This is a genomic window from Nocardia sp. NPDC059177, assembly GCF_042755165.1.
Classification (GTDB): domain Bacteria; phylum Actinomycetota; class Actinomycetes; order Mycobacteriales; family Mycobacteriaceae; genus Nocardia.
In genome coordinates, this window is the sequence record NZ_JBHZBX010000027.1 from 32,347 (window position 1) to 59,274 (window position 26,928).

At 69.0% G+C, this 26,928-nt stretch carries 24 protein-coding genes; 11 read left to right on the forward strand and 13 right to left on the reverse strand.

Translation table 11 applies throughout. The annotated features are described in order from the left end of the window. Nucleotides 1-35: 35 nt before the first annotated feature. Together ACFXK0_RS26085 and ACFXK0_RS26090 are read right to left on the reverse strand one after the other, a co-directional pair. A complete protein-coding gene (locus tag ACFXK0_RS26085; protein WP_379413484.1) occupies nucleotides 36-344 on the reverse strand; it encodes a hypothetical protein in 309 nt (102 codons plus the stop codon). Between the two features lie 122 nt (nucleotides 345-466). Then, nucleotides 467-874: an SdpI family protein gene (locus ACFXK0_RS26090; protein ID WP_379413485.1), complete on the reverse strand. Its 408-nt coding sequence runs from the start codon at nucleotides 872-874 to the stop codon at nucleotides 467-469. A 158-nt stretch (nucleotides 875-1,032) separates the two neighbouring features. Between ACFXK0_RS26090 and leuS the strand changes: the two genes are divergently transcribed. Next, the gene (leuS, locus tag ACFXK0_RS26095; RefSeq protein WP_379413486.1) at nucleotides 1,033-3,879 is read left to right on the forward strand and encodes a leucine--tRNA ligase; all 2,847 of its coding nucleotides are present in this window, start codon (nucleotides 1,033-1,035) and stop codon (nucleotides 3,877-3,879) included. 3 nt (nucleotides 3,880-3,882) lie between these two features. Here leuS and ACFXK0_RS26100 read toward each other — a convergent pair whose 3' ends face one another. Beyond that, nucleotides 3,883-4,668 carry a polysaccharide deacetylase family protein gene (locus tag ACFXK0_RS26100; RefSeq protein ID WP_379413517.1) on the reverse strand — a complete coding sequence of 262 codons (786 nt, stop codon included), beginning with the start codon at nucleotides 4,666-4,668 and terminating at the stop codon, nucleotides 3,883-3,885. A gap of 235 nt (nucleotides 4,669-4,903) precedes the next feature. Then, nucleotides 4,904-5,593, reverse strand: coding sequence for an SDR family oxidoreductase (locus ACFXK0_RS26105; RefSeq protein ID WP_379413487.1), 690 nt, complete (start codon nucleotides 5,591-5,593; stop codon nucleotides 4,904-4,906). Between the two features lie 157 nt (nucleotides 5,594-5,750). Between ACFXK0_RS26105 and ACFXK0_RS26110 the strand changes: the two genes are divergently transcribed. Continuing rightward, complete coding sequence (locus ACFXK0_RS26110) at nucleotides 5,751-6,254, forward strand: DUF6069 family protein (protein WP_379413488.1); 504 nt, start codon at nucleotides 5,751-5,753, stop codon at nucleotides 6,252-6,254. A 54-nt stretch (nucleotides 6,255-6,308) separates the two neighbouring features. Then, on the forward strand, nucleotides 6,309-7,649 hold the full coding sequence (locus tag ACFXK0_RS26115; RefSeq protein WP_379413489.1) for an amylo-alpha-1,6-glucosidase: 1,341 nt from the start codon (nucleotides 6,309-6,311) through the stop codon (nucleotides 7,647-7,649). Nucleotides 7,650-7,806: 157 nt separating this feature from the next. On the opposite strand, the gene ACFXK0_RS26120 is transcribed toward ACFXK0_RS26115, so the two are convergent. Further along, on the reverse strand, nucleotides 7,807-8,493 hold the full coding sequence (locus ACFXK0_RS26120; RefSeq protein WP_379413490.1) for a pentapeptide repeat-containing protein: 687 nt from the start codon (nucleotides 8,491-8,493) through the stop codon (nucleotides 7,807-7,809). Between the two features lie 278 nt (nucleotides 8,494-8,771). Here ACFXK0_RS26120 and ACFXK0_RS26125 point away from each other — a divergent pair, with 278 nt between their 5' ends. Continuing rightward, complete coding sequence (locus ACFXK0_RS26125; protein WP_379413491.1) at nucleotides 8,772-9,467, forward strand: glycoside hydrolase family 25 protein; 696 nt, start codon at nucleotides 8,772-8,774, stop codon at nucleotides 9,465-9,467. Nucleotides 9,468-9,529: 62 nt separating this feature from the next. Here the strand turns inward: ACFXK0_RS26125 and ACFXK0_RS26130 are convergent, their stop codons facing one another. The 3 genes from ACFXK0_RS26130 to ACFXK0_RS26140 form a co-directional block, all read right to left on the reverse strand. Then, the gene (locus tag ACFXK0_RS26130) at nucleotides 9,530-11,584 is read right to left on the reverse strand and encodes a PhoX family protein (protein ID WP_379413492.1); all 2,055 of its coding nucleotides are present in this window, start codon (nucleotides 11,582-11,584) and stop codon (nucleotides 9,530-9,532) included. Nucleotides 11,585-11,715: 131 nt separating this feature from the next. After that, nucleotides 11,716-12,516 (reverse strand): hypothetical protein, encoded by an 801-nt coding sequence (locus tag ACFXK0_RS26135; protein WP_379413493.1) that lies wholly within the window; start codon nucleotides 12,514-12,516, stop codon nucleotides 11,716-11,718. A 39-nt stretch (nucleotides 12,517-12,555) separates the two neighbouring features. Further along, on the reverse strand, nucleotides 12,556-13,062 hold the full coding sequence (locus tag ACFXK0_RS26140; RefSeq protein ID WP_379413495.1) for a lipoprotein LpqH: 507 nt from the start codon (nucleotides 13,060-13,062) through the stop codon (nucleotides 12,556-12,558). A 125-nt stretch (nucleotides 13,063-13,187) separates the two neighbouring features. Here ACFXK0_RS26140 and ACFXK0_RS26145 point away from each other — a divergent pair, with 125 nt between their 5' ends. From ACFXK0_RS26145 to ACFXK0_RS26160, 4 genes are all read left to right on the forward strand, one after another. Beyond that, nucleotides 13,188-14,945 (forward strand): hypothetical protein, encoded by a 1,758-nt coding sequence (locus ACFXK0_RS26145; RefSeq protein ID WP_379413496.1) that lies wholly within the window; start codon nucleotides 13,188-13,190, stop codon nucleotides 14,943-14,945. Beyond that, nucleotides 14,945-16,273, forward strand: coding sequence for a hypothetical protein (locus ACFXK0_RS26150; protein ID WP_379413498.1), 1,329 nt, complete (start codon nucleotides 14,945-14,947; stop codon nucleotides 16,271-16,273). Before ACFXK0_RS26145 ends, ACFXK0_RS26150 begins: the two co-directional genes overlap by 1 nt. Nucleotides 16,274-16,321: 48 nt before the next feature. Continuing rightward, nucleotides 16,322-17,836, forward strand: coding sequence for a tetratricopeptide repeat protein (locus ACFXK0_RS26155; protein ID WP_379413499.1), 1,515 nt, complete (start codon nucleotides 16,322-16,324; stop codon nucleotides 17,834-17,836). Nucleotides 17,837-18,012: 176 nt separating this feature from the next. Beyond that, nucleotides 18,013-19,230 (forward strand): CHAT domain-containing protein, encoded by a 1,218-nt coding sequence (locus ACFXK0_RS26160; protein WP_379413518.1) that lies wholly within the window; start codon nucleotides 18,013-18,015, stop codon nucleotides 19,228-19,230. A 388-nt stretch (nucleotides 19,231-19,618) separates the two neighbouring features. Here the strand turns inward: ACFXK0_RS26160 and ACFXK0_RS26165 are convergent, their stop codons facing one another. From ACFXK0_RS26165 to ACFXK0_RS26180, 4 genes are all read right to left on the reverse strand, one after another. Then, nucleotides 19,619-19,915, reverse strand: coding sequence for a hypothetical protein (locus ACFXK0_RS26165; protein WP_379413500.1), 297 nt, complete (start codon nucleotides 19,913-19,915; stop codon nucleotides 19,619-19,621). Nucleotides 19,916-19,999: 84 nt separating this feature from the next. Further along, complete coding sequence (locus ACFXK0_RS26170) at nucleotides 20,000-20,725, reverse strand: amino acid ABC transporter ATP-binding protein (RefSeq protein ID WP_379413501.1); 726 nt, start codon at nucleotides 20,723-20,725, stop codon at nucleotides 20,000-20,002. Between the two features lie 2 nt (nucleotides 20,726-20,727). Next, the gene (locus ACFXK0_RS26175) at nucleotides 20,728-22,521 is read right to left on the reverse strand and encodes an ABC transporter substrate-binding protein/permease (protein ID WP_379413502.1); all 1,794 of its coding nucleotides are present in this window, start codon (nucleotides 22,519-22,521) and stop codon (nucleotides 20,728-20,730) included. 68 nt (nucleotides 22,522-22,589) lie between these two features. Continuing rightward, complete coding sequence (locus ACFXK0_RS26180) at nucleotides 22,590-23,384, reverse strand: LLM class F420-dependent oxidoreductase (RefSeq protein ID WP_379413504.1); 795 nt, start codon at nucleotides 23,382-23,384, stop codon at nucleotides 22,590-22,592. A gap of 144 nt (nucleotides 23,385-23,528) precedes the next feature. Here ACFXK0_RS26180 and ACFXK0_RS26185 point away from each other — a divergent pair, with 144 nt between their 5' ends. Further along, nucleotides 23,529-24,611, forward strand: coding sequence for an ABC transporter ATP-binding protein (locus ACFXK0_RS26185; protein WP_379413505.1), 1,083 nt, complete (start codon nucleotides 23,529-23,531; stop codon nucleotides 24,609-24,611). Nucleotides 24,612-24,927: 316 nt separating this feature from the next. Here ACFXK0_RS26185 and ACFXK0_RS26190 read toward each other — a convergent pair whose 3' ends face one another. After that, nucleotides 24,928-25,431 (reverse strand): winged helix-turn-helix transcriptional regulator, encoded by a 504-nt coding sequence (locus ACFXK0_RS26190; RefSeq protein WP_379413507.1) that lies wholly within the window; start codon nucleotides 25,429-25,431, stop codon nucleotides 24,928-24,930. Nucleotides 25,432-25,523: 92 nt separating this feature from the next. Here ACFXK0_RS26190 and ACFXK0_RS26195 point away from each other — a divergent pair, with 92 nt between their 5' ends. Then, nucleotides 25,524-26,693 carry an acetyl-CoA C-acyltransferase gene (locus ACFXK0_RS26195; RefSeq protein ID WP_379413508.1) on the forward strand — a complete coding sequence of 390 codons (1,170 nt, stop codon included), beginning with the start codon at nucleotides 25,524-25,526 and terminating at the stop codon, nucleotides 26,691-26,693. A gap of 37 nt (nucleotides 26,694-26,730) precedes the next feature. Beyond that, the coding region (locus tag ACFXK0_RS26200) for a hypothetical protein (protein ID WP_379413510.1) at nucleotides 26,731-26,928 on the forward strand (198 nt) is incomplete at its 3' end.

The following is a 26,928-nucleotide window of genomic DNA, read 5'->3' on the forward strand; positions in this document are numbered from 1 at the left end:
CGACCGACCCGCAGCACGCCCCACGGAATCAGCGTTCAGCCGCCCCCGCCGCAACCGCCGCCACCACCACCGCAGCCGCCGCCCCCGCCGCCGTCACCACCACCACCGTCGAACCACAGGGCACCCGCGCCTGCGCCGCCGGCCCCAGCCGCCCCACCGGACCCCGCGCCCCACCGTCGGCGCGCGGGCGAAGGCAGCGCGCTCGACTCCCGCCGCAACCGAACGAGCCCGACGATGAAAAGCACCGCCGCGCCGATGAAGATGACGACCGCGGCCACGGGCGAGACAATGCCGACAACAATCCCGACCAGCACGGCGAGAACCGCCGCAGCGATAATTTTCATGAACTTCCCCCGTTCAGATGCCTACTACTGTTGTACCCGCCCCCACCGACAACAATCACCCACTGTTATCGCCGGGGCACGGCCACCACCCACGGGGAAGAGCGTGGCCGCGGTAGCGCAGGTCAGCTGGCGGGGGCGCAGGTATCGCGCAGGGAGCAGCCACCGCAGGAGGAGCCGCAGCCGCCGACGGGGGCGGGCGGGAGCAGCGGTTCCACGGCGCGGGCGGCGGCGTTCGCGCCGGCACCGAGGGTGAAGACGGCGATGATCGCGACCACGACGGCCACGCCGAGGGCGGGCAGACCACCCGCGACCAGGACGACCAGGCCGCCGGCGAAGAGCAGGGCGCCGGCGCCGACCGAGGTGGGGGCGGCGATGCGGTTGGCCAGGCGGAAGTTGTCGTCGCTGTGCAGGGCCGCCTCGGTGGTGACGCCGAGGAAGCGGTTACGGGGCAGTTTGCCGAGCAGTCCGAGCACACCGGTCACGATGGCGACCGCGGCCAGCGCGAACAGCAGGAGAGCGACGACGACCATTCCTGCAGGCTAGCGCACCCGCGCCGGGCCCTGATCGAGCGCTCCCCGCCGGGGTGACCGCCCACACACCGCGCGGGCCGTGGAAAACGGGTCGCGGCGACGTTCTACCCTGTTAGACGATGTTTACCGGGGATCGGCGAGAACAAGAAGGCAGGACCGTGCAGGACACTCGAACTACCGAGAGTGACGTACCTCAGCACCGGTACAACGCCGAGCTGGCGGGACGGATCGAGCGGCGCTGGCAGCAGAACTGGACCGAGCGCGGCACCTTCCACGCGCCCAACCCGGTCGGCCCGCTCGCCGGCGAGACGCCCCCGGACAAGCTGTTCATCCAGGACATGTTCCCGTTCCCTTCGGGCGCGGGCCTGCACGTCGGCCACCCGCTGGGCTACATCGCCACCGATGTGTTCGGCCGCTACCACCGCATGCACGGCCGCAACGTGCTGCACGCGCTGGGCTACGACGCCTTCGGCCTGCCTGCCGAGCAGTACGCGGTGCAGACCGGCGCGCACCCGCGGGTGACCACCGAGGCCAATATCGCCACCATGCAGCGTCAGCTGGACCGGCTGGGCCTGGGCCACGACCCGCGCCGCTCCTTCGCCACCACCGACCCGGAGTACTACCGGTGGACGCAGTGGATCTTCCTGCGCATCTACAACGCCTGGTACGACCAGGAGGCCGGTAAGGCCCGTCCGATCGCCGAACTGGAAGAGCAGTTCGCCAACGGGTCGCGCCCGGTGCCCGACGGCGACTGGAACACGCTGAGCGCGACCGAACGCGGCGCACTGCTGGACTCGTATCGTCTGGTGTACCAGTCGGATTCGATCGTCAACTGGTGCCCCGGCCTGGGCACGGTGCTGTCCAACGAAGAGGTCACCGCCGACGGCCGCAGCGAACGCGGCAACTTCCCGGTGTTCCGCAAGCGCATGTGGCAGTGGATGATGCGGATCACCTCCTACTCCGACCGCCTGGTCGACGACCTGGACACGCTGGACTGGCCGGACAACGTGAAGTCCATGCAGCGCAACTGGATCGGGCGCTCGCGTGGTGCACAGGTGCGTTTCGACGCGCCCGGCGGCGAGACCATCGAGGTGTTCACCACCCGCCCCGACACCCTGTTCGGCGCGACGTATGTGGTGCTGGCGCCCGAACACGAGCTGGTCGACAAGCTGACCGCCGCCGCCTGGCCCGACGGCACCGAGTCGGCCTGGACCAACGGCGGCGCCGCAACTCCGACGGAAGCCGTTGCGGCGTACCGCAAGTCGATCGCGGCCAAGTCGGATCTGGAACGCCAGGAGAACAAGGAGAAGACCGGCGTCTTCCTGGGTTCCTACGCCACCAACCCGGCCGACGGCAAGCAGGTCCCGATCTTCATCGCCGACTATGTGCTCAGCGGCTACGGCACCGGTGCGATCATGGCCGTGCCGGGCCACGACCATCGCGACCACGAGTTCGCCACCACGCTCGGCCTGCCGATCATCGAGGTGATCGCGGGCGGCGACGTCACCGATGCCGCGCACGCCGGTGACGGCGAGCTGGTGAATTCCGGTTTCCTGAACGGACTTTCGATCGACGAGGCCAAGGCGACCATGATCGGTCACCTGGAGGCCGAGGGCCACGGCACCGGGACCGTCCAGTACAAGCTGCGCGACTGGCTGTTCGCGCGTCAGCGCTACTGGGGCGAGCCGTTCCCGATCGTCTACGACGCCGACGGTGTCGCGCACGCGCTGCCGGAATCCATGCTGCCCGTGGAACTTCCGGAGATGGAAGACTTCGCGCCGGTCACCTTCGATCCCGACGACGCGAACTCCGAGCCGTCCCCGCCGCTGGCCAAGGCCACCGACTGGGTCACCGTGGAACTGGACCTGGGCGACGGGCCCAAACAGTACCGCCGCGACACCAATGTCATGCCCAACTGGGCCGGTAGCTCCTGGTACCAGCTGCGCTACGCCGACCCGACCAATGCCGAGACGTTCTGCGCCGAGGAGAACGAGCAGTACTGGCTGGGCCCCCGCACGGCCGAGCACGGCCCGAACGATCCGGGCGGTGTCGACCTGTACGTCGGCGGCGTCGAGCATGCGGTGCTGCACCTGCTGTACGCACGGTTCTGGCAGAAGGTGCTGTTCGACCTGGGTGACGTGTCCGGCAGCGAGCCCTACCGCCGCCTCTACAACCAGGGCTACGTGCAGGGTTACGCCTACACCGACGCCCGTGGCACCTACGTGCCCGCCGCCGAGGTCGTCGAGCGCGACGCGAAGTTCTTCTGGACCGGGCCCGACGGCGTCGAGATCGAGGTCGCGCAGGAGTACGGCAAGATCGGCAAGTCGCTGAAGAACGCCATCTCGCCCGACGAGATGTGCGACCTGTACGGCGCCGACACCTTCCGCTTCTACGAGATGTCGATGGGTCCGCTGGACACCTCACGCCCGTGGGCGACCAAGGACGTCGTCGGCGCGCACCGCTTCCTGCAGCGCGTGTGGCGCCTGGCGATCGACGAGGAGACCGGCGCGGTGAAGGCCACCGACACCGCGCCATCGGAGGAGACCCTGCGTCTGGTGCACCGCACCATCGCCGGCGTCGACGAGGACCTGGCCGCGCTGCGCGACAACACCGCGGGCGCCAAGCTGATCGAGCTGACCAACCATCTGACCAAGAACTATCCCGCCGGCGCCCCCCGCGCCGCCGTGGAACCCCTGGTGCTGATGCTGGCCCCGCTCGCCCCGCACATCGCCGAGGAACTGTGGGAACGCCTGGGCCACACCACCTCTCTGGCCCACGGCCCCTTCCCGATCGCCGATCCGGCCCTGCTGGTCGCCGACTCGGTGGAGTACCCGATCCAGGTGAAGGGCAAGGTGCGCAGCCGGATTCAGGTCGCGGCCGACGCCGACGCCGCCGCGATCGAGGCCGCCGCGCTGGCCGACGAGAAGATCGTCGCGCTGCTCGAGGGCGCGACTCCCCGCAAGGTGATCGTTGTCCCGGGCAAGATGGTCAATATCGTTCCCTGAGCATCAGGTTCGGACGTCGAGCACGTCGTTCAGGGTGACCAGTGCGAGGTTGCGTTCCCGGATGATGTCGACCAGCTGTCCGTAGCAGTGGGTCACCGGAGCGAAGTTGGCATGGCCGATGACGATCGCCTGCGCCGCGAAATATTCGCGGGCGCAGGCGATCAGGTATTCCTCGGTGATCAGCCCGGAGTCCGAGAGCGAGCCGTACCACATGGTCGGGACGGTGTAGCCGAGGTCGGCGGCGATCTGGTCGACGGTGGCGTTGTGGTAGCCGAAGGGTGGGCGGTAGAACGGGGTGCCGTCGACGCCGAAGTTGTTGCGCAGGAAGTCCTTGGTGCGGCCGAGCTGGTCGGCGATGCCGCTCGCGCCGAGCTCGGTGAGCGCGGCGTGGTCCCAGGTGTGATTGCCGAGCTGGATCTGGCCCGAGTCGACCAGCGGGCGCAGGGCGTCGCGGTGGATCGTCCAGGATTCGTAGTAGCCGGTGACGAAGAAGGTGAAGCGGGCGCCGGTGTCCCTGGCCCACTGCACATACGCGCCGACCACCTCGGGGCTGGCACCGTCGTCGACGGTGAGGGCCATGGTGGTGCCGGGGCCGGGCAGGGCGGTGATGGTGCCGGGGCCGATCACCGATTTCGGGCCACCCGGCGGGGGCGGTAGCGGCTGGGCCTGCGGTGGGACGACCGGCGGCACATAGACGTCCCCGCCCGACCCCGCAGTCACCGCCTCACCCTCGGCGGTCGCGCAACCGGTCAGGGCCACGGCGGTGCCCGCGGCCAGCAGTGCCAGCATTCGACGTCGTTCCACCCGCACCCCTATCGCACCGGGCGCTCCGGAGAGCACCGACTGTTCAGACCGACCGTGGGAATACGCTCCCTCGATCCGCTGAACTGCGGGAACCGTGGGAACCGCTAGAACACGGTGGGGACCATACCGAAGTCCGGTGCGCAGGGGTGGGACATGGCGTAATCGTGCAATCGGTGCCGCCGCAGTCAGTATTTACGTTTCTGGGACGCCGATTGCACGATTACGCCGGGCGGAGCACGATTTCGGTCGGGTGCCCGTCGCGCGGGGTATCGACAGCGTTGCGGACCGCGCCCGCCACCGTCTCGGCGGTGAGGAAATCCTCGGGGCGGTACTCGCGGCCCTCGCCGGCGACGATCGCGCGCTGCATATCGGTGTCGATGCGGCCGGGGAAGATCGAGGTCACCCGCAGGGTGGGTTCCTCCTGGCGCAGGGCGTCGGCGAAGGCTCGCAGGCCGAATTTGCTCGCCGCGTAGGAACCCCAGCCCGGGTGCGCGCGCAGGCCCGCACCCGAATTGATCAGCACCACATGACCGTTTGCGGCACGCAAGGCGGGCAGCAGCACCCTGGTCAGTTCGGCGACGGCGATCAGGTTGGCCTCGAGGGTGCCGCGCCACTGCTCGACCGAGGACTCCGCCACAGTGCCGAGATCGGCGATCCCGGCATTGTGGACCAGCACGTCGAGCCGCTCGATCGGCGCGGCAGCCGCAGCCACCGCGGCGTAGTCGGTGAGCGCTACCGGCCAGCCGGTGGCGAACGGCAGCTCGGTCAGGATGGGCCCGAGTGCCTCGGCGGAACGGGCGCCGAGCAGCAGCTCGTGCGTCGGGGCGAATTCGCGAGCGATCGCCGCACCGAGCCCACGGCTGGCGCCGGTGATGAGGGCGAGCGGGGCCGGCGTGCTGGTCACCGTCATAGGGCAACGCTAGCGGGCACCCCGGAGGGCCGCGGGTGCGGACCGGCGGATCGGGGATCCCTCCGGGAGTCCGGCAAATATGACGCACGCGCGGGAAGATACCGACATCAGCGCCGTTTCTCCGCAGATCAGCAGCGTTCGCTAGTACCGTCGAACTATGACCGATCCCCGGTACAACTACGATCCAGCGAACCCGCAGTATCCGCAGAACCAGGGGCAGCCGCCGAAACCCGCCGTGAATATCGGCAAGTTGTGGGCGGGTGGGATCGGCACGGCTGTGGTGGCCGCGCTGCTGGTCGTCGTCGCGATCATGCTGGTGCGCGGAGTGCTCGGTATCGCCATTCTCTCGCCCGAGGGCGCAGGCGCGTACGGCACCGTCTCCACCACCTCCTACGCTGTCGCCGCCGCGGGTGCCGCGCTGCTGGCCACGGCCCTGCTCATGGTGTTGCTGCTGGCCATGCCGAGCCCGCTGACCTTCTTCACCTGGATCTGCCTGCTGCTCACCGCCGTCGCGGTGATCCTGCCGTTCACCCTGGTCGCCGACCTGGACGCCAAGATCGCGACCGCGGTGATCAACCTGCTCATCGGCCTGTGCGTCACCACCATGCTCAGTTCGGTCGGCGCCGCCGCCCAGAACGACACCCGTCAAGCGGGGTACTAGGCGTCACAGCCGTGCCGAGATGCCGCACCGCCTGGTCGCCAGCAGAATAGACAGATGACCGACCCAGGGTTCACCCCCACGCAGCTCGCGGCACGCGCCGCCTATCTCCTGCGCGGCAACGACCTGGGCACGATGACCAGCGCCGCGCCCCGCCTCTACCCACACATGTGGAGCTGGGACGCGGCGTTCGTCGCGGTCGGGCTGGCCCCGCTGAGTGTGGAGCGCGCCGTCGTCGAACTGGACACGCTGCTCTCGGCACAGTGGAAGAACGGGATGATCCCGCACATCGTCTTCGCCAACGGAGTCGACGGCTACTTCCCGGGGCCCGCGCGCTGGGAGTGCCGCAGGCTGGCCGCCAACGCGCCCGACGGACCCGACACCTCGGGCATCACCCAGCCGCCGGTGCACGCCATCGCGGTGCAGCGCATCCTCGACCATTCCCGCAGGCACGGCCGCTCGACCAGGGCCGTCGCCGAGGAGTTCCTGAATCGCCGCTGGCCGGATCTGGTGCGCTGGCACCGCTGGCTCGCCCATGCCCGCGACCCCAAGGAGACCGGCCGGGTCACGCTGTATCACGGCTGGGAATCCGGCATGGACAACTCGCCGCGCTGGGATCGCGCCTACGCGAATGTGGTTCCCGGCGCGGATCTTCCGCCGTATCGCCGCGCCGACACCGCGATCGTCGCCGATCCGTCCCAGCGCCCCAGCGACCGCGAATACGACCGCTACCTGTGGTTGGTCGAGCAGATGCGGCGGGCGAACTACGACGACTTCCAGCTCACCTCGGTGATGAGTTTCGCCGTCGAGGACGTGTTCGTCTCGGCCATCTTCGCGCTGGCCTGCGAGGTGCTCGCCGATATCGGCGAGGAGTACAAGCAGCCGCACGCCGATGTGCGTGAGCTGCACCAGTGGGCCCAGCGGTTCCGCACCGGCGTGGTCGCCACCACCGACGAACGCACCGGCGCCGCACGCGATTACGACGTGCGCCTGCAACGCTGGATCGGCACCGAGACGCTGGCCATGTTCGCACCGCTGCTCTCGGGCGGGCTGTCGCGCCCGGCTGAGCGAGCCTTGCTCACCACCTTCGAAGGCCCGCGTTTCTGCGGTCATCCCGACCTGCGCTACGCGCTGCCGCCCTCGACCTCACCGGTCGCCAAGGATTTCCGCCCGCGCGAGTACTGGCGCGGCCCGGTCTGGCCGGTGATGAGCTGGCTGTTCTCCTGGGCCTTCGCCCGGCGCGGCTGGGCCGAACGCTCCTACATGCTGCGCGCCGAAGGTCTGCGCCAAGCCAGCGACGGCAGCTTCGCCGAATACTACGAACCGTTCACCGGCGCGCCCCTGGGCAGCATGCAGCAATCCTGGACCGCCGCTTCGGTTCTCGACTGGCTGGGCTGATCCCGGAGTTCACCGCCCCGACACGAACTGGTTGGCGGCCCGGTTGATCCGCACCGGGTATCGCTCAGTGCTCGTCGGCGTGGTCGGCCGTTCGACCAGGTGCCGAATTCGCGAGCCGACGCCGCGGCGACAGCCTCCAGGACACCCGGATAACGACTCAGTACCCGTCGTCGGTGGTCGGCAGTTCGACCGCGATGCCGAGTTCGCGGGCCAGGGTGGCGGCGAGGGATTCCAGGTCGCCGCCCTGGATGGTGGCGCCGCGCAGGGCGGTGACGCCGGTGATTCCGGTGAGGTCGCAGTCCTCGAAGCGCAAATGTTGCTGGGGGCGGGCGTCGGCGAAGCGGGCGCCGGTGAGATTGCAGCGTTCGAAGCGGACATTGCGGAATTCGGTGCGCTGGAAGTCGGCCTGGCGCAGGTCGCAGTCACGGAAAACGACTGTACGCAGGCGTGATTCGGCGAAGGAGGCCAGGTCGGCGCGGGTCGAGTCGATCAGCACATCACGCAAGACGCCTGCGGTCCAGGACAATCCGGTGATCCGGCCGTGCTCGATGACGGTCTCGAACATCGAGGAATCATCGGCCTGCACATTGGCCAGGTCGCAGACCCGCAGTACGGATTCGGCGATGGTCGACTGACGCAGCGTGCTCGGGAAGCGGACGCTGTCGAACAGGCACTGCTCGGCGGTGAACCCGTAGACCTTCGCCTCGGCGAAGTCGGCCCCGCGGTATTCGACGCCGGTCACTGTGGCGTCGTCGGCCGGATCGTCGGCCGGTGCCACGGCGGGGCGCGGGGACCGCGGTTCGGTCACCGCCGGTTCGAACCGCACCGCACGCTTGCCGGCCATCTCCACCACTCCTGTCTGCCGATGTCGACACCGAGATTACGGGCACCCACCGACCACTACGGCGAGCAGACCTGGTCGTAGGGAAAGGACCGCACGATGATCGAGCCCGGGAGCGGGCGCAGCGCCCGGACGGCCAGCCGGTCGAGCGTCATCGCGCGGACCTGCGCAAACTATCGCGGACACCCCGGCGAGACGCTGGTCAGCGCCGTGGCGATCACCTACGGTCGTCCACCATGGACACCAAGCGCTGGAAAGCCGCGGTTCGACGGGGTTGCGTGATGTCGGTTGTCACGCTGGGCGCGATGATGCCGGTGGCGGCCCACGCCGAGCCGAGCGGGCCCGATGTGTCGTCCTGGCAGCACGTCGACGGGCGGATGATCGACTGGCACGCGGTGCGCGCGGCCGGGCATCAGTTCGCGATGGTGAAGGCCACCGAGGGCCTGCACTACGTCAATCCGTACTTCGTGCCCGACAGCATCCTCATGCGCACCGCGGGCGTCGCGCGCGGCACCTACCATTACGCGCGCCCCGAACTGCCGCCCGAACCGCAGGCCGCGCTGTATGCGGCGACGGTCCTCGGCCAGAACGGCCCACTCGATCTGCCCCCGGTCCTGGATCTGGAAACCTCCGGCGGCCTGTCGCCCGCCGCCCTCGTCGACTGGACCCACCGCTACCTCAACGCCCTGCAAGCCCTGACCGGCCGCACCCCGATCATCTACACCTATCCCCACTTCTGGGAAACCGCGATGGGCGACTCCAGCGCCTTCCACCGCTACCCGCTGTGGATCGCCGACTATCGCGGCAACCCGGAACCCGAGGTGCCCGGCGACTGGCCGGCCTGGACCTTCTGGCAGACCACCGATCGCGGCAGTGTCCCCGGCATCGGCGGCGCCACCGACGTCAATGTCTACAGCGGCGCCCAGGGCGATTTCGCTCGCTTCGCCAATATGTCGGGCCTGTTCGGCAGCAGCTGACGACGACGAAAGCCGTTACCCGCCCAGTCGGGTAACGGCTTCGTCAGCGGGTCGGGTGCCGGCTAGATGCCGATGCGTCCGCCGTTCTTCTTCCACACGACAGCGACGGCGGGGCGGGGCTGGCTGGTGCCGCCGTCGGGCCAGTGGGACTTCGGGTTGTCGGGGGTGGCGTCGTCGTCCTCGCCGGGGTGCTGGACCGACACGATGACGCGCTGCTCGGTGATGATCGGACCGCACGTCTCGGCGTCCTTCGGGACGGTGAGGAACTGCTTGGTCTCACCACGGTTGGGACCGTCGAGGATCACCGAGAACAGGCCGTCGTTGGTTTTGAGGGCATTGCCGTCGGTGGAGATCCACAGGTTGCCGTACGGGTCGAAGGCCAAGTTGTCCGGGCAGGAGATCGGGCTGACCTTGGTCTTGTCGAAGCCGGCGAAGTAGGTGTCGGCGGCGGCGGGGTCACCACAGACCAGCAGCAGCGACCAGGTGAAATCGGTGCCGGTGTGGTTGTCGGTGAGCTCGAGGACCTGGCCGTTCTTGTTCAGCTTGCGCGGGTTGGCCTCGTCGACGCCCGGCTTGCCTTCCTTGGCGCGGTTGTCGTTGTTGGTCAGCGCCACGTACACCTTGCCGGTGAACGGGTTGGCCTCGAAGTCCTCGGGGCGGTCCATCTTGGTGGCGCCCACCTTGTCGGCGGCCAGGCGGGTGAACACCGCGACCTCGGCGGCGCTCAGGCCGTCGACCAGCGACTCGGCCTGGCCGTCCTCGCCGGTCTTCAGCAGCGGAATCCACTGGCCCTTACCGGTGAAACCCTGGTCCGACGGCACCTTTCCGCTGCCGTCGATCCGGTCGGCGTGATCGCCGGTGAGCTTGGCGACGTAGAGGGTGCCCGCGTCCAGGATGGTCAGGTTGTGCCGCATCGCCGATGCGCCGGTGCCGGACTGCATCTTGCGCGTGGACACGAATTTGTACATGTAGTCGAACTTTTCGTCGTCACCGGTGTAGGAGACGACATCCCCGGCCGGGGTGACATAGATCGACGCACCCTCGTGCTTGAGCCTGCCCATGGCCGAGTGCTTGATCGGCGTCGAGCCGGCGTCCCACGGGTTGACCTCGACGACATAGCCGAATCGGTTGGCCTCGTTGGGTTCCTGCGCCAGGTCGAAGCGCTTGTCGGTGCGCTCCCAGTGGTTGGCGGTGGCGTCCCCGCTGAACCCGTAGCGCTCGAGGCGGCCCTGCGGGTCGGCGGGCTTGTCGCCGTTGGCGAAGTAGCCGTTGAAGTTCTCCTCGCCGGAAAGCACAGTGCCCCACGGGGTTACGCCGCCCGCGCAGTTGGCGAAGGTACCGAGCACCTTGGCGCCGGAGGAGTCGGCGCCGGTCCGGGTGAACTCGCTGCCCGCTGCGGGACCGGTGAGGGTGAACTCGGTGTCGGCGGTGATGCGGCGGTTGTACTTGCCGAAGACCGGGGTCAGCTTGCCGGTGCCCGCCTCGCCCTTCACCTCGACCACGGTCAGGCCGTGCGCGGCCTTGGTGATGGCGATCTGCTCATCGGTCGGCGCCGCTTTGTCGTAGCCGCGGAACATCATCGGGCCGGTGGTGTACTCGTGATTGACCACCAGCAGATAGCTGTTGGCCTGGCCTTCGATGGGCAGCAGGGCCGCGAAGTCGTTGTTATAGCCGAACTGCTTCAGCTGCGTGGCGGCGGTCTGCTTGTCGAAGTCGAAGGCGGGGGCGTCGGCGAAGAGCGGGTCGCCCCAGCGCAGCACGACCTGCTGTTCGTAGCCCTCCGGGATCACCAGCGCGTCTTCCTTGTTGGGCGCGACAGCGGTGAAATCGGTTCCAGTGCCAGGTGTTCCGGCAGACCCGGTGGTGCCTGCGTCGGCGGCGTCGTCACCACAGGCGGCCAGCGCGCTCGCCGCGCCGATGGCCAGGACCGCGGCGGCACCGCCCTTGATCAGACCGCGGCGGTTGAGACCGCTGACGATGTCGCCGAAGTAGGCGCCGTCGGAGGTGTTCGGCGGCTCGTGGAAACAGGCGTTGCCGCACTTGTATTCACAGGTCAGGGCGGCGCGTGCCGACTGACCGTCGTGCTTGACGAACAGGGCGAGCGGTTTCGGACTCACGGTGACTCCCGGGTAGTGCGGACTCCGGCACGGTATGCAGCGCAGGCGAGCCGTCGGGAACGCGAAGATGAACACACGACCAAAACTCGGCGAGTGCTGTTCTCGCCGAGTTCCTGGATCCGGGGGTGTCATCAGGCGTTGACCGGCAGGGCGATCACCACTTCCTGTTCGTTGCCGGGCAGGTAGTGGACACCCACGATCCGGCCGACCTGCACCAGCCCGACCGCTGTCGGCGGCAGATACTTCTCGGCGCTGGTCTCGAAGGTGGTGCCGTCGGGGCGGGTCACCACCAGGCCGAGCACGACCTCGGTGTAGCCGCCACGGATGCGCCCGGGCACGTCGAGGCGGCGGACCACCGCCTGGGCGGCCAGGCCACGTTCGGCGATGTCGAGCTTGCCGCGGGTAGTGATGCCCTTGCGGATGAGCGATTCGTTCATGGCGCGCTGGGCGACGCCGGTGTCACCGGAACGGTCCACCTCGACCTTGTCGGTGCGGCCCGGCAGATACCGGACCGGCAGCACCACACCCGGCTGCAACAGCGCCAGCTCGGTGAGCGGCACAATCATCTTCGCGTGCGAGTCGAAGACCTTCCCGTCCCCGCCCTCGACCCGGAATTCGATCCTGACCTGCGGCTGATCGTTGACCGACACGCCGGTCTGGCGGAACGCGGTGATGGTGCCGATACCGACCTCCGCGTTGCGGAACTCGGAGCTGTTGCGGCCGGTGAAGGCCGCCAGGATGCCGTCGCCGGTGAAGGCGAAGGCCATCGGGACCAGCGTGGCGGCGATGATCGGCAGCGCCATCTGCGGGCCGACCCAGCCGAGCATCGAGCCGGTGACCTCGTCGGGGCGGTTGGTGAGGCCGTAGTAGAGGTAGTAGCCGACGGCGAATACCCCGAAGGCGACCGCGGCCGCACGGATCTTGGATTTCATGGTTCCTCCTCTGGTGAGTGCGACCGGGTCGCGGTGGGGTCAGGCGCCGACGATGGTGGAGCAGGCGAAGGTGATGTCGAACTTCGCTGTCGACGGGCCTGCCAGCGGGTTGGTCAGATCGGGCGCGCCGACACCCTCACCGGTGATCCGGTAGGTGTCGCCGTCCTTGCTGAGCGTGGCCGATCCGCCCGGCTGGCCGTTGCCGTAGCCGACGGCGTAGGGCATGCCGTTGGCGCCACCCTGGCTGCCTGCGATGGCGACCGCCTGCACGGTTTCGCCCGCGAGCGTGGCGCTGACCGAGAGGCTGCCGTAGGTGGCGTTGGCGGTGTCGGTGAGCGCCAGCGCCAGGGTGCCGCCCTGCTTGGCGCAGGTGGTGTCGAAGTTCGCGTCGAAGGCCTTGCCGTCGACGGCGGCGGTGGACTTGCCCGCGGCAGGGGCCGAACCGGTGCTGCTCGGGGTCGCGGTGCTGCCGGAGTCGCCGCAGCCGGTGACGAACAGGGCGGTGGCGGCGGAAGCGGCGAGGCCGGCGATCAGCTTGGTGTTCATGGTGGGTTTCCGTTCTCTCGGTGTGCGGGTCGGTGACCCGTTGCGAGAAAGGTAGAAATCCCGCGCCGCCTACCGATCCCAACTTTGCCGCCGCTTTCCGCCGGAAAAGCCATTAACCTGGTCGAATGCGAAGGTCCCGCGCCATGGTGCTCGACGAGGTGTGGCGTGGGCTCGACGGTGTCGGCGCGCTGAGCGGGCCGCCCGGTGGGCCGTTGCGGCGGACGGTGAAGCTGATCCTGGACCCTTTGGTCATCCGGCCGGTGCAGCATCCGCTGTGCGCGCCCACTGTGCTCGACGCCGACGGTGTCGCCCTGCTGACCGCCCTCGTGCACGCCCAGTCCGACACCCTGCGCGCCTGCGCGTCCTGGTTCGCGGTGCTCAAACAAACGCGGCGGGCGCTGCGGATCACCGAGGGCAATGCCCAGGATCTGTACTTCCAGCGATGCTTCGAACTGGCGACCGTGCACGGCGCGCCCGACGGTGAGCGGGGACGTGAGATCGCGACGGCGACACTGCGGGAGATCCACGAGAGCACCGGCGGGCGGACCACGGCCGCGCTGAAAAGCTATGTCACCGAACCGGACCGGGCCGTCGAACTGGCCGAACTGCTGATGCTCGCCTGGTCGCGGCGGCCGGTGGCGGCCTATGACCCGCGCGACCGGGCCGAGGAGCTGATCGAGCTGCTCGACGCCTGCACGCTGGCCCGCGAGGGTGATCCCGCCGACGCCGGTCCGCTGTTCGACGACGTTGTCGAAGACGGCGCCGGGACACATCGCGGGATCGCACTGTGGCAGGGCGCCGACGCCAACGAACTGGGGCTCACCCGCCACGCCGCCCCCCAGCAACCGCAGCTCGGCGCGTCGGCGGCGACGGCGAAGCTGGGATTGCCGTTCGACCGGACTGTCTACGAGCGGGTGTTCACGGTCCTCCAGGGCAGTACAGACCGAACCGAGCTCCCGGACATCCCGGAACTGGTGTCACGGGAGATCTCGCGAAGCTGCTCACCGTGGGGATTACTGGACGAGTCGTTGCGAGTGGCGGCCGCGGCGGGTTCTGAACTGGCGCTGGGCCTTTCGCCGCTCGGCGAGGGTGATTCCGTCACGCCCCGTGTGACCGCTGACTTGGGTGGTCACACGGCGGATGCCGAAGTCGTGCAGGTGGGGGACGCGCCAGCCGCCGATACGAGCCCATCAACCACGCGGATGGGCGACGCCCCAGCCGCTGGTCTGGGCCTGTCGGCACGGCACCGATCAGCCAACCCGGCGGACACCGATGACGCACGGGTGGGTGACACCTCGGACGCCGAAGCGGGTACATCGACGCGATGTGGGTCAGCCGATACGGCGGGTGCCCAGGCCACGCGGATAGGGGACGTGTCGGCTTCCGGCGTGGACCAGTCGGTGCGGGGCAGGTCAGCTGACACAGCGGACGCCGAAGCCACACCGCTATCGGATGCGTCGGCCGGTGCGGGCCCCGCTGCGCGGCGCAGGTCGGTCGTGGTTTCGTCGGCGCCGGTGGGATCGGCGGACGATGGAACGCCGGGTGGTTGGCGGGTCTCACGTGCGCATGCGGTGGTGAATGCGCGGTGGCGGCGGGAGGGCTATGTGTTGCAGGCGCGGCGGTTCGCTGTGCATGGGGTGGAGGGTGGTGGGCCGCTCGGGGTGGTCGCTGCTGAGTTGCGGCGGCCGTGGCGGCCTTATCTGCGCAGGTTGTGGGTGCGGTTGCATGGGCGGGATGTGCGGGAGATGCCGGTGTGTGAGGCGGGTGAGTTGTGGGATCTGCTGGACGGGGTGGCGCGGTCGGTGATGCTTGATCATCGGGCGCGGGTGAAGCAGGTGCTCACGGCTGAGGCGGCGGCGGTGCCGGATGCGAGGGCCAGCTGATGACGGTCATCGAGCTCCGTGCCGAAGGTGGGCTGTTCACGGTGACGCCCGGTGGAAGTCCACTGGTCACCGACCCGGTAGCCGGTCTCGATGCTCTTGTCCTGGAAGTCGCAGGTGGACATCTGAGTTGGTCTCTGCTGTCCGGAACGCTGGTGCCCGCCGCGGTACTCGATGATGTCGACGCGGCACAGGATTGGCTCTGGGCGGTATACGGCGAAGAGGTCGCGCTGGCCGTCGCCGATGGTTATCCCCACGCACTCACAGCCCGACCCGCGCAGCCCGATCTCGTCGCGGCTCTGCGCCGGCTCGCCTATGCGCACTGGGTAACTCGATGGTGGCCGGCATCGACCATCGATGCCATTCCCGCCCTCGACGCCCGGCTACTGGACGACGAAATCGTTGAACTGACCGACATCTGCGACATGGTGCTCGACGGTGCCGACGCCTCTGGACTCGACGGTTGGATCACGAGTGCCCCGGTTCACGGCGGATGGATCACCGCCCCGGATTCGGGTGCTTCTGATACATCCGGATCAGCGATCACCGGGCCAGAAACTCCACTACCGCCCAGCAATTCTGGCCATCCCAGTGCCGATCCGGACGAGAGGGACTTCCCGGCTGCCGACATCGACGAAGTCGAATCCCAGTCATCGCCGCGCTCCGAGCAGGGCAACACCGGTCAAGCGAGCAGCGGAGGCGAACTGCCCGCATCCGGTGGGCGTAGCACTGCCGAACGTGCCGAGGATTACGCGCTGGCGGCGGGCGGCGGTCATGCGCGGGATGGGCTGGTGCTGGCACGCGGGGAAGGCGGCTGGGATTGGCGCCGGTGCCCGCCGGGGATTCTCGACGCGAGCGAAAATGCTGTCTCCTGGCAGGTTTCGCGGGCAGCCGGGGTGTCGACAGTGCGGGTCGAGGTGATCGCGGCACCTGATTGCCGAGCCCCGGTCCCCGCGCACCTTCGCCCCCACGCCTACGTGCGCACCGATGCTTTCGCCGCCGAGCAGAGTACCCGCTCGACATCAACTGGACACGAGAGTGCCGCCACAGCAGGCGTTTCCAGTCCGGATGCGCTGCCACCCGAGCGCGTGATTCCGCTCCAACTACATCGTGATCTCTGGACTGGTACCACCGAAGTACCGCTCGGCGCCGAATCCTCGGTGGCAGTGCGCGTCTTCGTTCCCGGCGTCGGCCCGGCCAACCCACCTGGTGACGAAGCTCCACTGCGCGAACAGATTCGACAGTTCGCCCGGACCCGTCTGTCCGACGACGACGGTCGCGCCCGGCTGGCCGCCGAGACAGCAGCCGCAGACGCCGAGGGCGACTTCTGATGAGCCAAAGCGCCAACCCTGAACTGACTACTGGCAGGAGTGAGTGAGATGGCGGCTACCGGGCGGACTTCCGAGCAGGACGACGCGCAGCTCACGGCGGGGTATGCCGCGTATCAGCGGGGGGATGTGGTGGCGGCGCTGGGGATCTTCGAGAAGGCGGCGGAGGGGGCGGCGCCTCGGCTGCGGAGTGCGGCGTTGATCAATGCGGCGAGTATGGCCGATGAGCTGGGGGATCATCGGCGGTCGGTGACCTTGTTCCGGACGGCGCTGGCCGTGCTGCCCGAGGACGCGGCGCATCAGCGGCCCGCCGCGCTGGTGAATCTGTCGCAGGCGCTCCAGCATCTGGGTGAGCTGGATGCGGCGCAGGACGTGCTGGAGGAAGCGCGCGAGCTGCTCGCCGACGATGCCGAGCAGGGGTTGCTGCGGGTGGCGTGTCTGCTGTCGCTGACTGCGGTGGCCCTGCACCGTCAGCAGTGGGCGCAGGCGGCGACGCTGGCGCGTGAATCACTTGGTGTGACAGAGCGTTTCGCGCCGGAGCTGGCCGGGCATTCGCTGATGAACCTGGCGGCGAGTTCGTTCGAGACGGGTCGGCGGGAGCTGGCGATCGACTTCGCGCGGCAGGGGGTGGCGGCGTTCGTCGCGGCGGGCGAGACCGCGTCGGTAGCCGAATCTCAGCAGAATCTCGCCATCATGCTGGCGCGCAGCGGACGCCTGGACGAAGCGGAGGAACCGCTGCGGGCCAGTCAGGAATTCTTCGAGGCGGCCGAGCTCGGGCACTGGACCGGGATCGGCGCGAAGACGGCGGGGTTCCTCGCCGAAGGTCGCGGGGACATCGCCGCTGCCCGCAGCTGTTACGAACGCGCGCTGGCACATTTCGACGCGACCGGCGCGGTGCTGGATGCCGCCGATGTGCGACTGCGGCTCGCCACTGTCGCCTGCGCCGAGGGCGATCTGACGCAGAGCGAGGAACTGCTCGCTGCCGCGTTCGCGGTCTACTCCGCGCACGGCCTCGGCATGCATTGCGCCCAGCTCGACTACTGGCACGCCGAGCTTCTGCACAATGCGAGTGGGCAAGTCGCACATGCTGATCCCGTATTGCTCGCCCGCGCGGTCGATCTCGCCGTACCCGCCGCACTCGCCATCGACTCGGTACGCCACACCCTCCCCAACGGCAACCAGCGCGAGAACTGGCACCGCACCATCGCCGAACCCGCTGTGCACCTGGCCTTCCGGTGCGCGGCCCGGACCGGCAACGGCCAACTCGTCAGCGACTTGATCGACAGTCAGTGCGCGGGAACAACTCTCGACCCGATCGCCTTTGCCGACACCACCCCAGCCACCCTCAGCTTCCAGCTCCTCGACGAGCCCACCGAACCGTCCGCGACAACCACCACCCTGCACCTCGGTAGCGCCCTCGCCGACGTCGCCTCCGCCGCAGGCATTCCCGTCGCACCGCCACCCCTGCTCGTCGACGACGGCCGAATCATCCTGTCGGACTACATCACCTATGCCGAGCACCGCTACGGCCGCCCGGTCCGCGACAAGCGGGTGATCACGCTATGAACCCCGCCGAACCCGAGCCGACCGGAACCGGCCCGGCCCACACGCCGCCGCGAGCGAGAAACGTCGACTCACCACGCACGCCGATCAGCGCCCCGTCCGCCAGGCCCACCGATTCGCCACCGGCGACCGACCGCACCGATGCGGCGGTGGCGGCACAACCGACCGCGCTGATCCGGATGGCCGACGCGGGCGATGTCTACGTGTCCTGGCGGTGGGTCGACGACTACGCGGCGCGCGGCGTGGCGACGCTCCCCCGCGACGAGGTGCGCGAGGTACTGCACCAGCTGACGGCGGCGGTTCCCGACCCCGGGCATCCAAACGAGCTGCGACGCAGCATGACCACGGGCGCACTGGTCGACCCGGTGGCCGAACATGAACTGGCACAGGAACTGTCGCGCACCCTGCTGCCCTACGGCCTGGCCGTGCAACTATACGAACTGTGGCAGCGCGGCATCCGCCCGCATCTACGGATCCAGCCCTCGCCTCGGCTGGCACAGGTGCCGTGGGAGATCATCGCGCCCGATCCGGAGATCCGGTTGCTCGATATCGCTGATGTGAGCCTGCTGGCGCCGGTGTCGGTGGTGCACGCAGAGGGGCGGATCACGCACCGCTGGAACGAGACTCGCGAGCTGCCGGTAGTTGCGGTGCTCGATCCTCGGGTGCCCGGCTTCCGCGCGGATTCGGAACTGGGTTCGGTGCTCGGCAGACCGAGCTCGGAAATGGTTGTGGCGCAACATTTCAGCGGGTATGACGGGCGCTTGGTGCCGGCCGTCGACGATCCGGTCGAGCTGTTCCGGCGGACGGATACCGATCGGACCTGGCTGTCGGAGGTCCTGCGGGCGGGTGCGAGCAGGCTCGTCTACGTCGGCCATGTCACCGCGCCCGCGCCGGAGTCCGGGGAGAGCGAGCACGCGGAACTGCATCTGAGCTGCACCGCCGAGACGCGCGGTTTCGCCATGCCGAATCGCACGCACCGGCCGTTGTCGGCGAAGGATCTGCTGCTCGGCACGCACACCATCGACCCGGCACCGGTGGCCGGTCGCGAACTGTGGCCGATGCCGAGCCGGGTCGCGCTCATCGCCTGCGAAAGTGGCGGTGACCTGCGGTTCACCGAGGCACTCGGGCTCACCACCGCCGCGCTGGCCGCCGGCGCCGAACTGGTCACGGCCACCCGCTGGCCACTCCCCACCGACCACGCGTTCCACACCATGACCCCGACCACCGGCCACCCACTCCAGGCCGCGATCTGCGCCGTCGACACCGCCCACGACTCCCCCACCCCCATCCCCGCCCTACTCGCCTGGCAACGCAGCCGCCTGTCAGCCTGGCAGTCCGACCCCACCCCGGAGAACTCCCCACTGCTCTGGGCCGCCTTCGCGACAGTCAGCGATTGACCAACCCGGCGGGCCGACACCAACTGACCGGATCAGACAGCCGAAACATCCAGGCCACCCCAGGCGAACCCCCGCCGCGAGCCGCCGTCACAACCATCAGCGATCGACCAACCCGGCCGGCGAAACACATCGCCGACCCGCGCGAACGGCCGGAACAAGCGGACCGCGCCGGGAGAACCCACCAGCCTTCGCCGCCGTCAGCAAGTGCTCGCCGGGCGGAGTCACACCAACTGACCGGATCGGCCAAGGTAGTCAGGCCGCACCGGAAGAACTCGCTTATGCCTGAGTGGCGTTGAGGACTGTCGACGATGATCGAACCGACTGCGCGGATGCGGCGAGGTCGGCCGATAACGCGGTGGCCCCCCGGACGGTGCGCCGGGGGGTTCGGTCAGTGTTCGTCGTAGTGGCCGTTGTGGGCCGCGTGACGGTGCCCGTCGTGGATGTAGTCGACATGGTCGCCGTGTGGCACCGCGACATGCCCGCAGCCGGGGCCGTGGACGTGCTCGTGGGCCGTGTGCTTGATGTGTGCTGTGGGTTCGCACTCGTCGAAGTGGCCCGCGTGTTCGCGGTGTAGGTGCCCGTCGTGCACGTAGTCGACGTGATCCTGGTGGGGAACGGCGACATGTCCGCAGGTGGGGCCGTGGATATGGGTATGTTCGAGATGTTCGGCGTGCGCCGTGGTCATCGTGCTCTCCTGTACTCGTCAGTGGAGCTGGAACGATGCCGACATTAGCAGTTGCGCATGGTTTGCCGCGACCCCTCGAACTGGTCAGAGGACCTGGTCGAGGAAGCGGCGCAGGCGCGGGGTCTGGGCGTCGTCGAAGAGGGCATCGGGGGTGCCGGTCTCCACCACGACGCCCTGATCCATGAACACCACGCTGTCGGAGACGCTGCGGGCGAAGCCCATCTCGTGGGTCACCACGATCATCGACATGCCGCCCGCGGCGAGGTCGGCCATCAGCGCGAGCACACCCTTGACCAGCTCCGGATCCAGCGCGGAGGTGGCCTCGTCGAAGAACATCAGCTCCGGCTTCATGGCCAGGGCGCGGGCGATGGCGACACGCTGCTGCTGACCGCCCGACAGCGACGCCGGACGCGCGTCGGCCTTGTCGGCCAGCCCGACGATCTCGAGCTGCTCGAGCGCGAGCGCGCGGGCCTGCTCGGCGGACAGGCCGCGCAGCTTGCGCGGGCCGAGCGCGATATTGTCGGCCACGGTCTTGTGCGGGAACAGGTTGAAGTGCTGGAACACCATGCCGATCCGCTGACGCAGCCGGTCGGGATTGTCGCGCAGGACGGACTTGCCGTCGAGCAGGACGTCACCGGAATCGGGTTCGTGCAGGCGGTTGAGCACTCGCAGCAAGGTCGATTTGCCGGAGCCGGACGGGCCGATCACGGTGGTCGCGTGCCCGGCCTCGACGTGGATGTCCACCCCGCGCAGGATGTGATTGTTGCCCAGGGTGAGGTTCAGCCCGGTGCCGGTCAGGGATGCACTCATCGTCAGCGCCCTTCCGTGATGACGGCCGTCTCGACCGGGTCGATAGGGGCGGCGGGCGCCGGTTTGCCGGTGCGCATCCGCCGGTCGATGTAGTTGACCAGGTGGGTGAGCGGGATGGTCAGCACCAGATACATCAGGCCGGCGGCGACCAGCGGGGACAGGTTGCCGGTCTGGGCGTTGAGGTCGCGGCCGACGGCGAACAGCTCGCGCTGGGAGGCGAGCAGGCCGAGGAAGTAGATCAGCGAGGAATCCTTGATCAGCGCGATGAACTGGTTCATCAGCGCGGGCAGCACCCGGCGCACGCCCTGCGGGATGACCACCAGCGTCATCGCCTGGCGATACCCGAAACCGATGGCGCGCGCGGCCTCGAGCTGACCCGGCTCCACCGACTGGATACCGGAGCGGAAGATCTCGCCGATATAGGCCGCGGCCAGCAGCGCCAGGGCGACCGCGCCGAGCCAGTACGGGTTGCCGCCGGTGATGTTGCGGACCACCGGGCCGATGCCGAGGCCGATCAGCAGGATGATCACCACCGCGGGCAGGCCGCGGAAGATATCGGTGTAGACGCGGGCGGGCCAGCGCAGCCAGCGGGTCCGGGAGATGCCCATGACCGCGAGGATCATGCCGAGTACCGTGCCGAGCACACCCGAAACCACCGCCAGGATCAGCGTATTCGGCAGCCCGGTCTTGATCAGGTCGGGAAAAGCCTTGCGGTACAACGACCAGTCGAAGAACGTGTCGCCGAGTTGCTCCAGGGTGGACTTCTGCGCCACCTGCTCGGTCTCGGCTGGTCCGCGCTCGGCGGCCAGCGCCGCGAAGTCCGGAAGCTGGGGTACCGGTGCGGCTTTGGAGCCGGGCTTCCAGCCGGGCGGCAGTTCGCGCGGGACCCAATCGGTGTAGAGGCGCGCGTAGGTGCCGTCGGCGATGACCGCGTCCAGGCCCGAGTTCAGCGCGTCGATGAGCGGCTGATTGTTCTTGGCCACCGCGTAGCCGACGAAGTTGTCCAGGCTGAAGGTGTTCTGCGAGATGGTGGTTCCGTCGCCCGGCGCGATCGCGCCCTCGGCCTGCGCGGACGGCGCGACCCACGCGTCGACCTGGCCGGACTTCAGATTCGCGTAGGCGGTGTTGTAGTCGGGGAACTTCACCGGGTCCAGATGCAGCTGGTTGACCACGAATTCGTCCTGCACGGTGCCCTGCACCACCGCGATCCGGCTGCTCGCGGTCAGGTCGCCGAAGCTCTTGATCGCACTGCCCTGCGGCACGACCAGCGAGAAGTAGCCGAAGTCGTAGCCGTTGGTGAAGCCGACCAGTTCGCGGCGGGCATCGGTGGTGGTGATGTTGGACGAGCCGACATCGAACCGTTTGCCCGAGACCTGGGCCAGCAGACCCGCGAACTCGGTACCCGAGAACTCCACCTGCAGACCGAGCTTCGCGCCGATCGCGCGCAGCAGTTCGTTGTCGAACCCGGTGAAGGTGCCCGCCCCGTCGACGCAGATGCTCGGCGGCGCGTCCGAGAGCGTGCCCACACTCAGCTTGCCCGGTGTGAGCAGGCCGAGCGCGCCGGAATCGATCGACTCGAGCGGCGCGGTGGTCGCGGTGGTGTAGCGGTCGGCGCCCGCGGTCTCCCCCGAGGCCAGATTGGTCGGCGCGGCGGCGGCCGCGCTCGCGCCCGGCGGGGAACACAGGTCGCGGCCGGCGGTGTCACCACCGGAACCGCACCCGGTCGCGGCCACGCCGACAAGGAGCAACAGCGCGGCGATCCGCGCCCGAGTCCGCACAGCACGCACCTTCGCCATGGCGATAGACCCTAGCCGCTACCCCGTCCGCGGCAGGTAACGCGCGCCTGCACGGTGACCCGCAACACTCAGGCAAGCCCCTCGAGCAGCTCGGGGTTCACTTCGTCGCGCCAGTCGACGGCCTGTCGCAGGGTGGTCAGGTCGTAGTCGGGGCCGGAGACGCCGACCGTGAACAGGGTGACCCCGGCCGCGTGCAGTTCGTTGGCGGCGGCTCGTCCCTGCCAGGCCACCGAGCGTTCGATGCGGGTCTCGTCGGTGCCGACGGCGGTGGCGTGCTCGGCGAGGATCTTGTTCTTGTGCGCGAAGGTGTTCACATCGGCGAAGGAATGCCAGATGTCTGCGTATTCGGCGACCAGACGCAAGGTCTTGCGCTCGCCGCCACCGCCGACCAGGATCGGGATCTCGCGCACCGGTTGCGGATTCAGCTTGCCGAGGCGGGCAGTGATCCGGGCCAGGCTGTCCTTCAACAGGTTCAGCCGGGTGCCTGGCGTGCCGAATTCGTAGCCGTATTCGTCGTAGTCGCGTTCGAACCAGCCGCCGCCGATGCCGAGGATGAGCCGGCCGCCGCTGATCTGGTCGACGGTGCGGGCCATATCGGCGAGCAGGTCGGGATTGCGGTAGCCGCCGCCGGTGACCAGCGCGCCGATCTCCACCCGCTCGGTCTGCTCGGCCCAGGCGCCGAGCATGGTCCAGCATTCGAAGTGCGCGCCGCCGGGGTCGCCGGTGAGCGGATAGAAGTGATCCCAGTTGAAGACGATGTCGACGCCCGCGTCCTCCGCGCGCAGCACCGCGTCGCGGATGCGGCCGTACTCGGACGCGTGCTGGGGTTGCAGCTGGACACCGATTCGAACAGGACGACGCATACCGTGCTCCTCTGGCACTCGACTGGCTCCGCAGCCGAGGCTACCCGGAAACGGGCACTCGCTCCGGTTGGCCGTTACCATCCTGGCGACCCTGTACTCGGATCGTCCGGCACGTTCCTGCCGGGATGGGATGAAGATCAACGCATGGCAACTGTGACCTTCGATCGCGCCACCAGGCTCTACGCCGGCGCGCAACGCCCCGCTGTCGACGCGCTCGACCTGGAGATCGCCGACGGCGAATTCCTGGTCCTCGTCGGACCGTCGGGCTGCGGTAAATCCACCTCGCTGCGGATGCTGGCCGGCCTCGAGGAGGTCAACGGCGGACGCATACTCATCGGCGAGAACGACGTCACCCATGCCGAACCCAAGGATCGCGATATCGCGATGGTGTTCCAGAACTACGCGCTCTACCCGCACATGTCGGTCGCCGAGAACATGGGTTTCGCGTTGAAGCTGGCCAAGGTGTCCAAGGCCGAGCGCGACCAGCGGGTGCTGGAGGCGGCCAAGCTGCTCGACCTCGAGCAGTACCTGGACCGCAAGCCCAAAGCGCTCTCGGGCGGTCAGCGGCAGCGGGTGGCGATGGGGCGCGCGATCGTGCGGCAGCCGCAGGTGTTCCTGATGGACGAGCCGCTGTCGAACCTGGACGCCAAGCTGCGCGTGCAGACCCGCACCCAGATCGCCCAGCTGCAACGCCGCCTCGGCACCACCACGGTGTATGTCACCCACGACCAGGTCGAGGCGATGACGATGGGCGACCGGGTCGCGGTGCTCAAGGACGGGCTGCTGCAGCAGTGCGCGTCACCGCGTGACCTCTACCGCGATCCGTCCAATATGTTCGTCGCCGGGTTCATGGGTTCGCCCGCGATGAACCTGTTCACGCTGCCGGTCGCGGACGGGGCTGTCACCATCGGCGGATACCCGATCAAGGTGCCGCGCGCGGTCGTCGAGGCGGGCGCGGGCTCGGTCGTGCTGGGTATCCGTCCCGAGCATCTCGAGGTCGGCTCGGGTGGGCTGCGGATGGAGGTCGACGTGGTCGAGGAGCTGGGCTCCGACGCCTACGTCTACGGGCGGGCACTGTCCGCCGACGCCAGCGGGCAGACCGGGGAATCCATTGTGGCGCGGGTGGATTGGCGCAAGCCGCCGGCCAAGGGCGAGCAGCTCGAGCTCACCGCCGATCCCGAGCACGTGTACTTCTTCCACCCCGAGAACGGCAGCCGGCTGCGCTGAGTGCGCGGCCCGACGGCGACGCTGGCGCGCGGCGATCCGCTCGTCGCCGTCGGGCACGGTGGCCGGTTCGCTGCGGGGCGGGTCCGGAGCGGCGAGGTCGCCGGTTCGCCGCGGGCGAGCCCGGAGCGGCAAGGCGCCCGGCTCGCTGCGGGGGCGGTCCGGAACGGCAAGGTCGCCGGTCCGCTGCGGGGCAGGTCCGGAGCGGCAAGGTCGCCGGATCGCTGCGGGGCGGGTCCGGAGCGGCAAGGTCGCCGGATCGCTGCGGGGCGGGTCCGGTGCGGCGCGGTGACCGGGTCGCCGCGCACACCGTGCCAGGTCAGCGTTCGGACTGCGCGCGGGCGCGCAGGTAGTCCTTGTTGACGCGCACGGTCAGGTGCTCGAGGTCGACGGGTTTGCCGTCGGGTGTGCGCAGGTCGGCGGTGACGGGGGCGCCGGTCTCGGCATCGACGCGCAGTAGCGGCGGGGGGCCGGGCTGGAGGTATTTGTCGCCCCACTGCCACAGCGCGACGACGGCCGGGAGCAGGTCGCGGCCCATCGGCGTGAGGATGTATTCGCTGCGGGTGCGTTTGCCTTCTTCCTGGTAGGGGCGTTTTTCCAGGAGTCCGGCCGCGGCGAGTTTGCGGAGCTGGCTCGCGGCGGCGGCGTCGGTGATGCCGACGCGGCGGGCGAAGCCGTCGAAGCGGCGGGTGCCGTAGTAGGCCTCGCGCAGGATGAGCATCGCCGAGCGCGTGCCGATCAGATCCATGGCCCTGGCGATGGAACAACCCGCCGCGTCCCATTTGCTGAGATCGGCCAGAGGTCCTTCCATCACGGCTGACATAGCGCAGATCATACGCCGACTGACTTGAGCCGATGATAGTTAGCGCCTACGCTGACTATTGTCAACTAGAGTCAGATGGAAGGACTCCTCCCATGCGCGACGCGGTCATCGTCGAAGCGGTACGCACCCCCATCGGCAAGGGCAAGCCCACCGGCGCCCTGCACGACGTCCATCCCGTCGACCTGCTGGCCCACAGCCTGCGCGAAGTGGTCGACCGCAGCGGAATCGACCCCGCGCTGATCGACGACGTCATCGGCGGTGTCGTCACCCAGATCGGCGAACAGGGCGTGAACATGACCCGGCGGGCCGCACTCGCCGCCGGATATCCGGAATCGGTGCCCGCCACCACCGTCGACCGGCAATGCGGCAGCAGCCAGCAGGCGATCCACTTCGCCGCCCAAGGCGTGATCGCGGGCGCCTACGACATCGTGGTCGCCGCCGGAGTGGAGTCGATGGGGCGAGTTCCCATGGGCTCCAGCGTGTTCGGGACCGCCGACATCACCGGTACCCGCTTCGCCGAGCGCTATCCCGACGAGCTCGTCTCCCAGGGCATCAGCGCCGAACTCATCGCCGCCCAGTGGGGACTGACCCGGACCCAGCTCGACGAGTTCGCCCTCGGCAGCCATGAAAAGGCCGCGCGCGCAACCAAAGACGGATTGTTCGCCGCCGAGCTCGCGCCGCTGGCCGGCCTGAACACCGATGAGGGAATCCGGGTCGGCAGCACCATCGAAACCCTCGCCCGATTGAAGCCGGCCTACTACGACCCCGCCATGGCCGCCCGCTTCCCGCAGATCGGCTGGGAGATCACCGCCGCCACCGCCAGCCAGGTCAGCGACGGCAGCGCCGCAGTACTCATCATGACCAGCGAACGCGCCACCCAGCTCGGCCTGCGCCCACTGGCCCGGCTGCACAGCTTCGCCGTCGCCGGCGACGACCCACTGCTCATGCTCACCGCCGTCATCCCCGCGACCGCGAAGGTGCTGCGCCGCGCGGGCCTGCGACTCAGCGATATCGACCTGGTCGAGATCAACGAGGCATTCTCGCCGGTCGTACTGGCCTGGGCGAAGGACACCGGCGCGGACCTGCGCAAAGTGAACGTCAACGGTGGGGCCATCGCCCTCGGACATCCACTCGGCGCCTCCGGAGCACGGTTGATGACCACACTGGTCCACGCCCTGCACCAACGCGGCGGGCGCTATGGGCTGCAGACGATGTGCGAAGCGGGCGGGCTGGCCAACGCAACCGTCATCGAGCGGCTCTGAGCCCTGGGGTCGCGGCCGGCGGTGGACAGGTGTCGAGATGAACCTGCCCACCGCGTCGTGGCAGGCAGGTTCACGTCGGCGGGTCCGCTGGATCGCCAGGACGGCAGAGCAGCGGGCGGCAGCAGCAGCGGCGGGCGGCGGGCGGCGGCAGCAGCAGCGGCAGCGGCGGGCAGCGGCAGCGGCAGCGGCGGCAGCGGGCGGCAGCGGGCGGCAGCGGGCGGCAGCGGGCGGCAGC

Bases quoted from the DNA above. Each gene is read 5' to 3' on its own strand.
- ACFXK0_RS26085 (WP_379413484.1), bottom strand. From the start codon at position 344: ATGAAAATTATCGCTGCGGCGGTTCTCGCCGTGCTGGTCGGGATTGTT.
- ACFXK0_RS26090 (WP_379413485.1), bottom strand. From the start codon at position 874: ATGGTCGTCGTCGCTCTCCTGCTGTTCGCGCTGGCCGCGGTCGCCATC.
- ACFXK0_RS26100 (WP_379413517.1), bottom strand. From the start codon at position 4,668: ATGCTGGCACTGCTGGCCGCGGGCACCGCCGTGGCCCTGACCGGTTGC.
- ACFXK0_RS26105 (WP_379413487.1), bottom strand. From the start codon at position 5,593: ATGACGGTGACCAGCACGCCGGCCCCGCTCGCCCTCATCACCGGCGCC.
- ACFXK0_RS26110 (WP_379413488.1), top strand. From the start codon at position 5,751: ATGACCGATCCCCGGTACAACTACGATCCAGCGAACCCGCAGTATCCG.
- ACFXK0_RS26115 (WP_379413489.1), top strand. From the start codon at position 6,309: ATGACCGACCCAGGGTTCACCCCCACGCAGCTCGCGGCACGCGCCGCC.
- ACFXK0_RS26120 (WP_379413490.1), bottom strand. From the start codon at position 8,493: ATGGCCGGCAAGCGTGCGGTGCGGTTCGAACCGGCGGTGACCGAACCG.
- ACFXK0_RS26125 (WP_379413491.1), top strand. From the start codon at position 8,772: ATGTCGGTTGTCACGCTGGGCGCGATGATGCCGGTGGCGGCCCACGCC.
- ACFXK0_RS26135 (WP_379413493.1), bottom strand. From the start codon at position 12,516: ATGAAATCCAAGATCCGTGCGGCCGCGGTCGCCTTCGGGGTATTCGCC.
- ACFXK0_RS26140 (WP_379413495.1), bottom strand. From the start codon at position 13,062: ATGAACACCAAGCTGATCGCCGGCCTCGCCGCTTCCGCCGCCACCGCC.
- ACFXK0_RS26145 (WP_379413496.1), top strand. From the start codon at position 13,188: ATGCGAAGGTCCCGCGCCATGGTGCTCGACGAGGTGTGGCGTGGGCTC.
- ACFXK0_RS26150 (WP_379413498.1), top strand. From the start codon at position 14,945: ATGACGGTCATCGAGCTCCGTGCCGAAGGTGGGCTGTTCACGGTGACG.
- ACFXK0_RS26155 (WP_379413499.1), top strand. From the start codon at position 16,322: ATGGCGGCTACCGGGCGGACTTCCGAGCAGGACGACGCGCAGCTCACG.
- ACFXK0_RS26160 (WP_379413518.1), top strand. From the start codon at position 18,013: ATGGCCGACGCGGGCGATGTCTACGTGTCCTGGCGGTGGGTCGACGAC.
- ACFXK0_RS26165 (WP_379413500.1), bottom strand. From the start codon at position 19,915: ATGACCACGGCGCACGCCGAACATCTCGAACATACCCATATCCACGGC.
- ACFXK0_RS26170 (WP_379413501.1), bottom strand. From the start codon at position 20,725: ATGAGTGCATCCCTGACCGGCACCGGGCTGAACCTCACCCTGGGCAAC.
- ACFXK0_RS26175 (WP_379413502.1), bottom strand. From the start codon at position 22,521: ATGGCGAAGGTGCGTGCTGTGCGGACTCGGGCGCGGATCGCCGCGCTG.
- ACFXK0_RS26180 (WP_379413504.1), bottom strand. From the start codon at position 23,384: ATGCGTCGTCCTGTTCGAATCGGTGTCCAGCTGCAACCCCAGCACGCG.
- ACFXK0_RS26185 (WP_379413505.1), top strand. From the start codon at position 23,529: ATGGCAACTGTGACCTTCGATCGCGCCACCAGGCTCTACGCCGGCGCG.
- ACFXK0_RS26190 (WP_379413507.1), bottom strand. From the start codon at position 25,431: ATGTCAGCCGTGATGGAAGGACCTCTGGCCGATCTCAGCAAATGGGAC.
- ACFXK0_RS26195 (WP_379413508.1), top strand. From the start codon at position 25,524: ATGCGCGACGCGGTCATCGTCGAAGCGGTACGCACCCCCATCGGCAAG.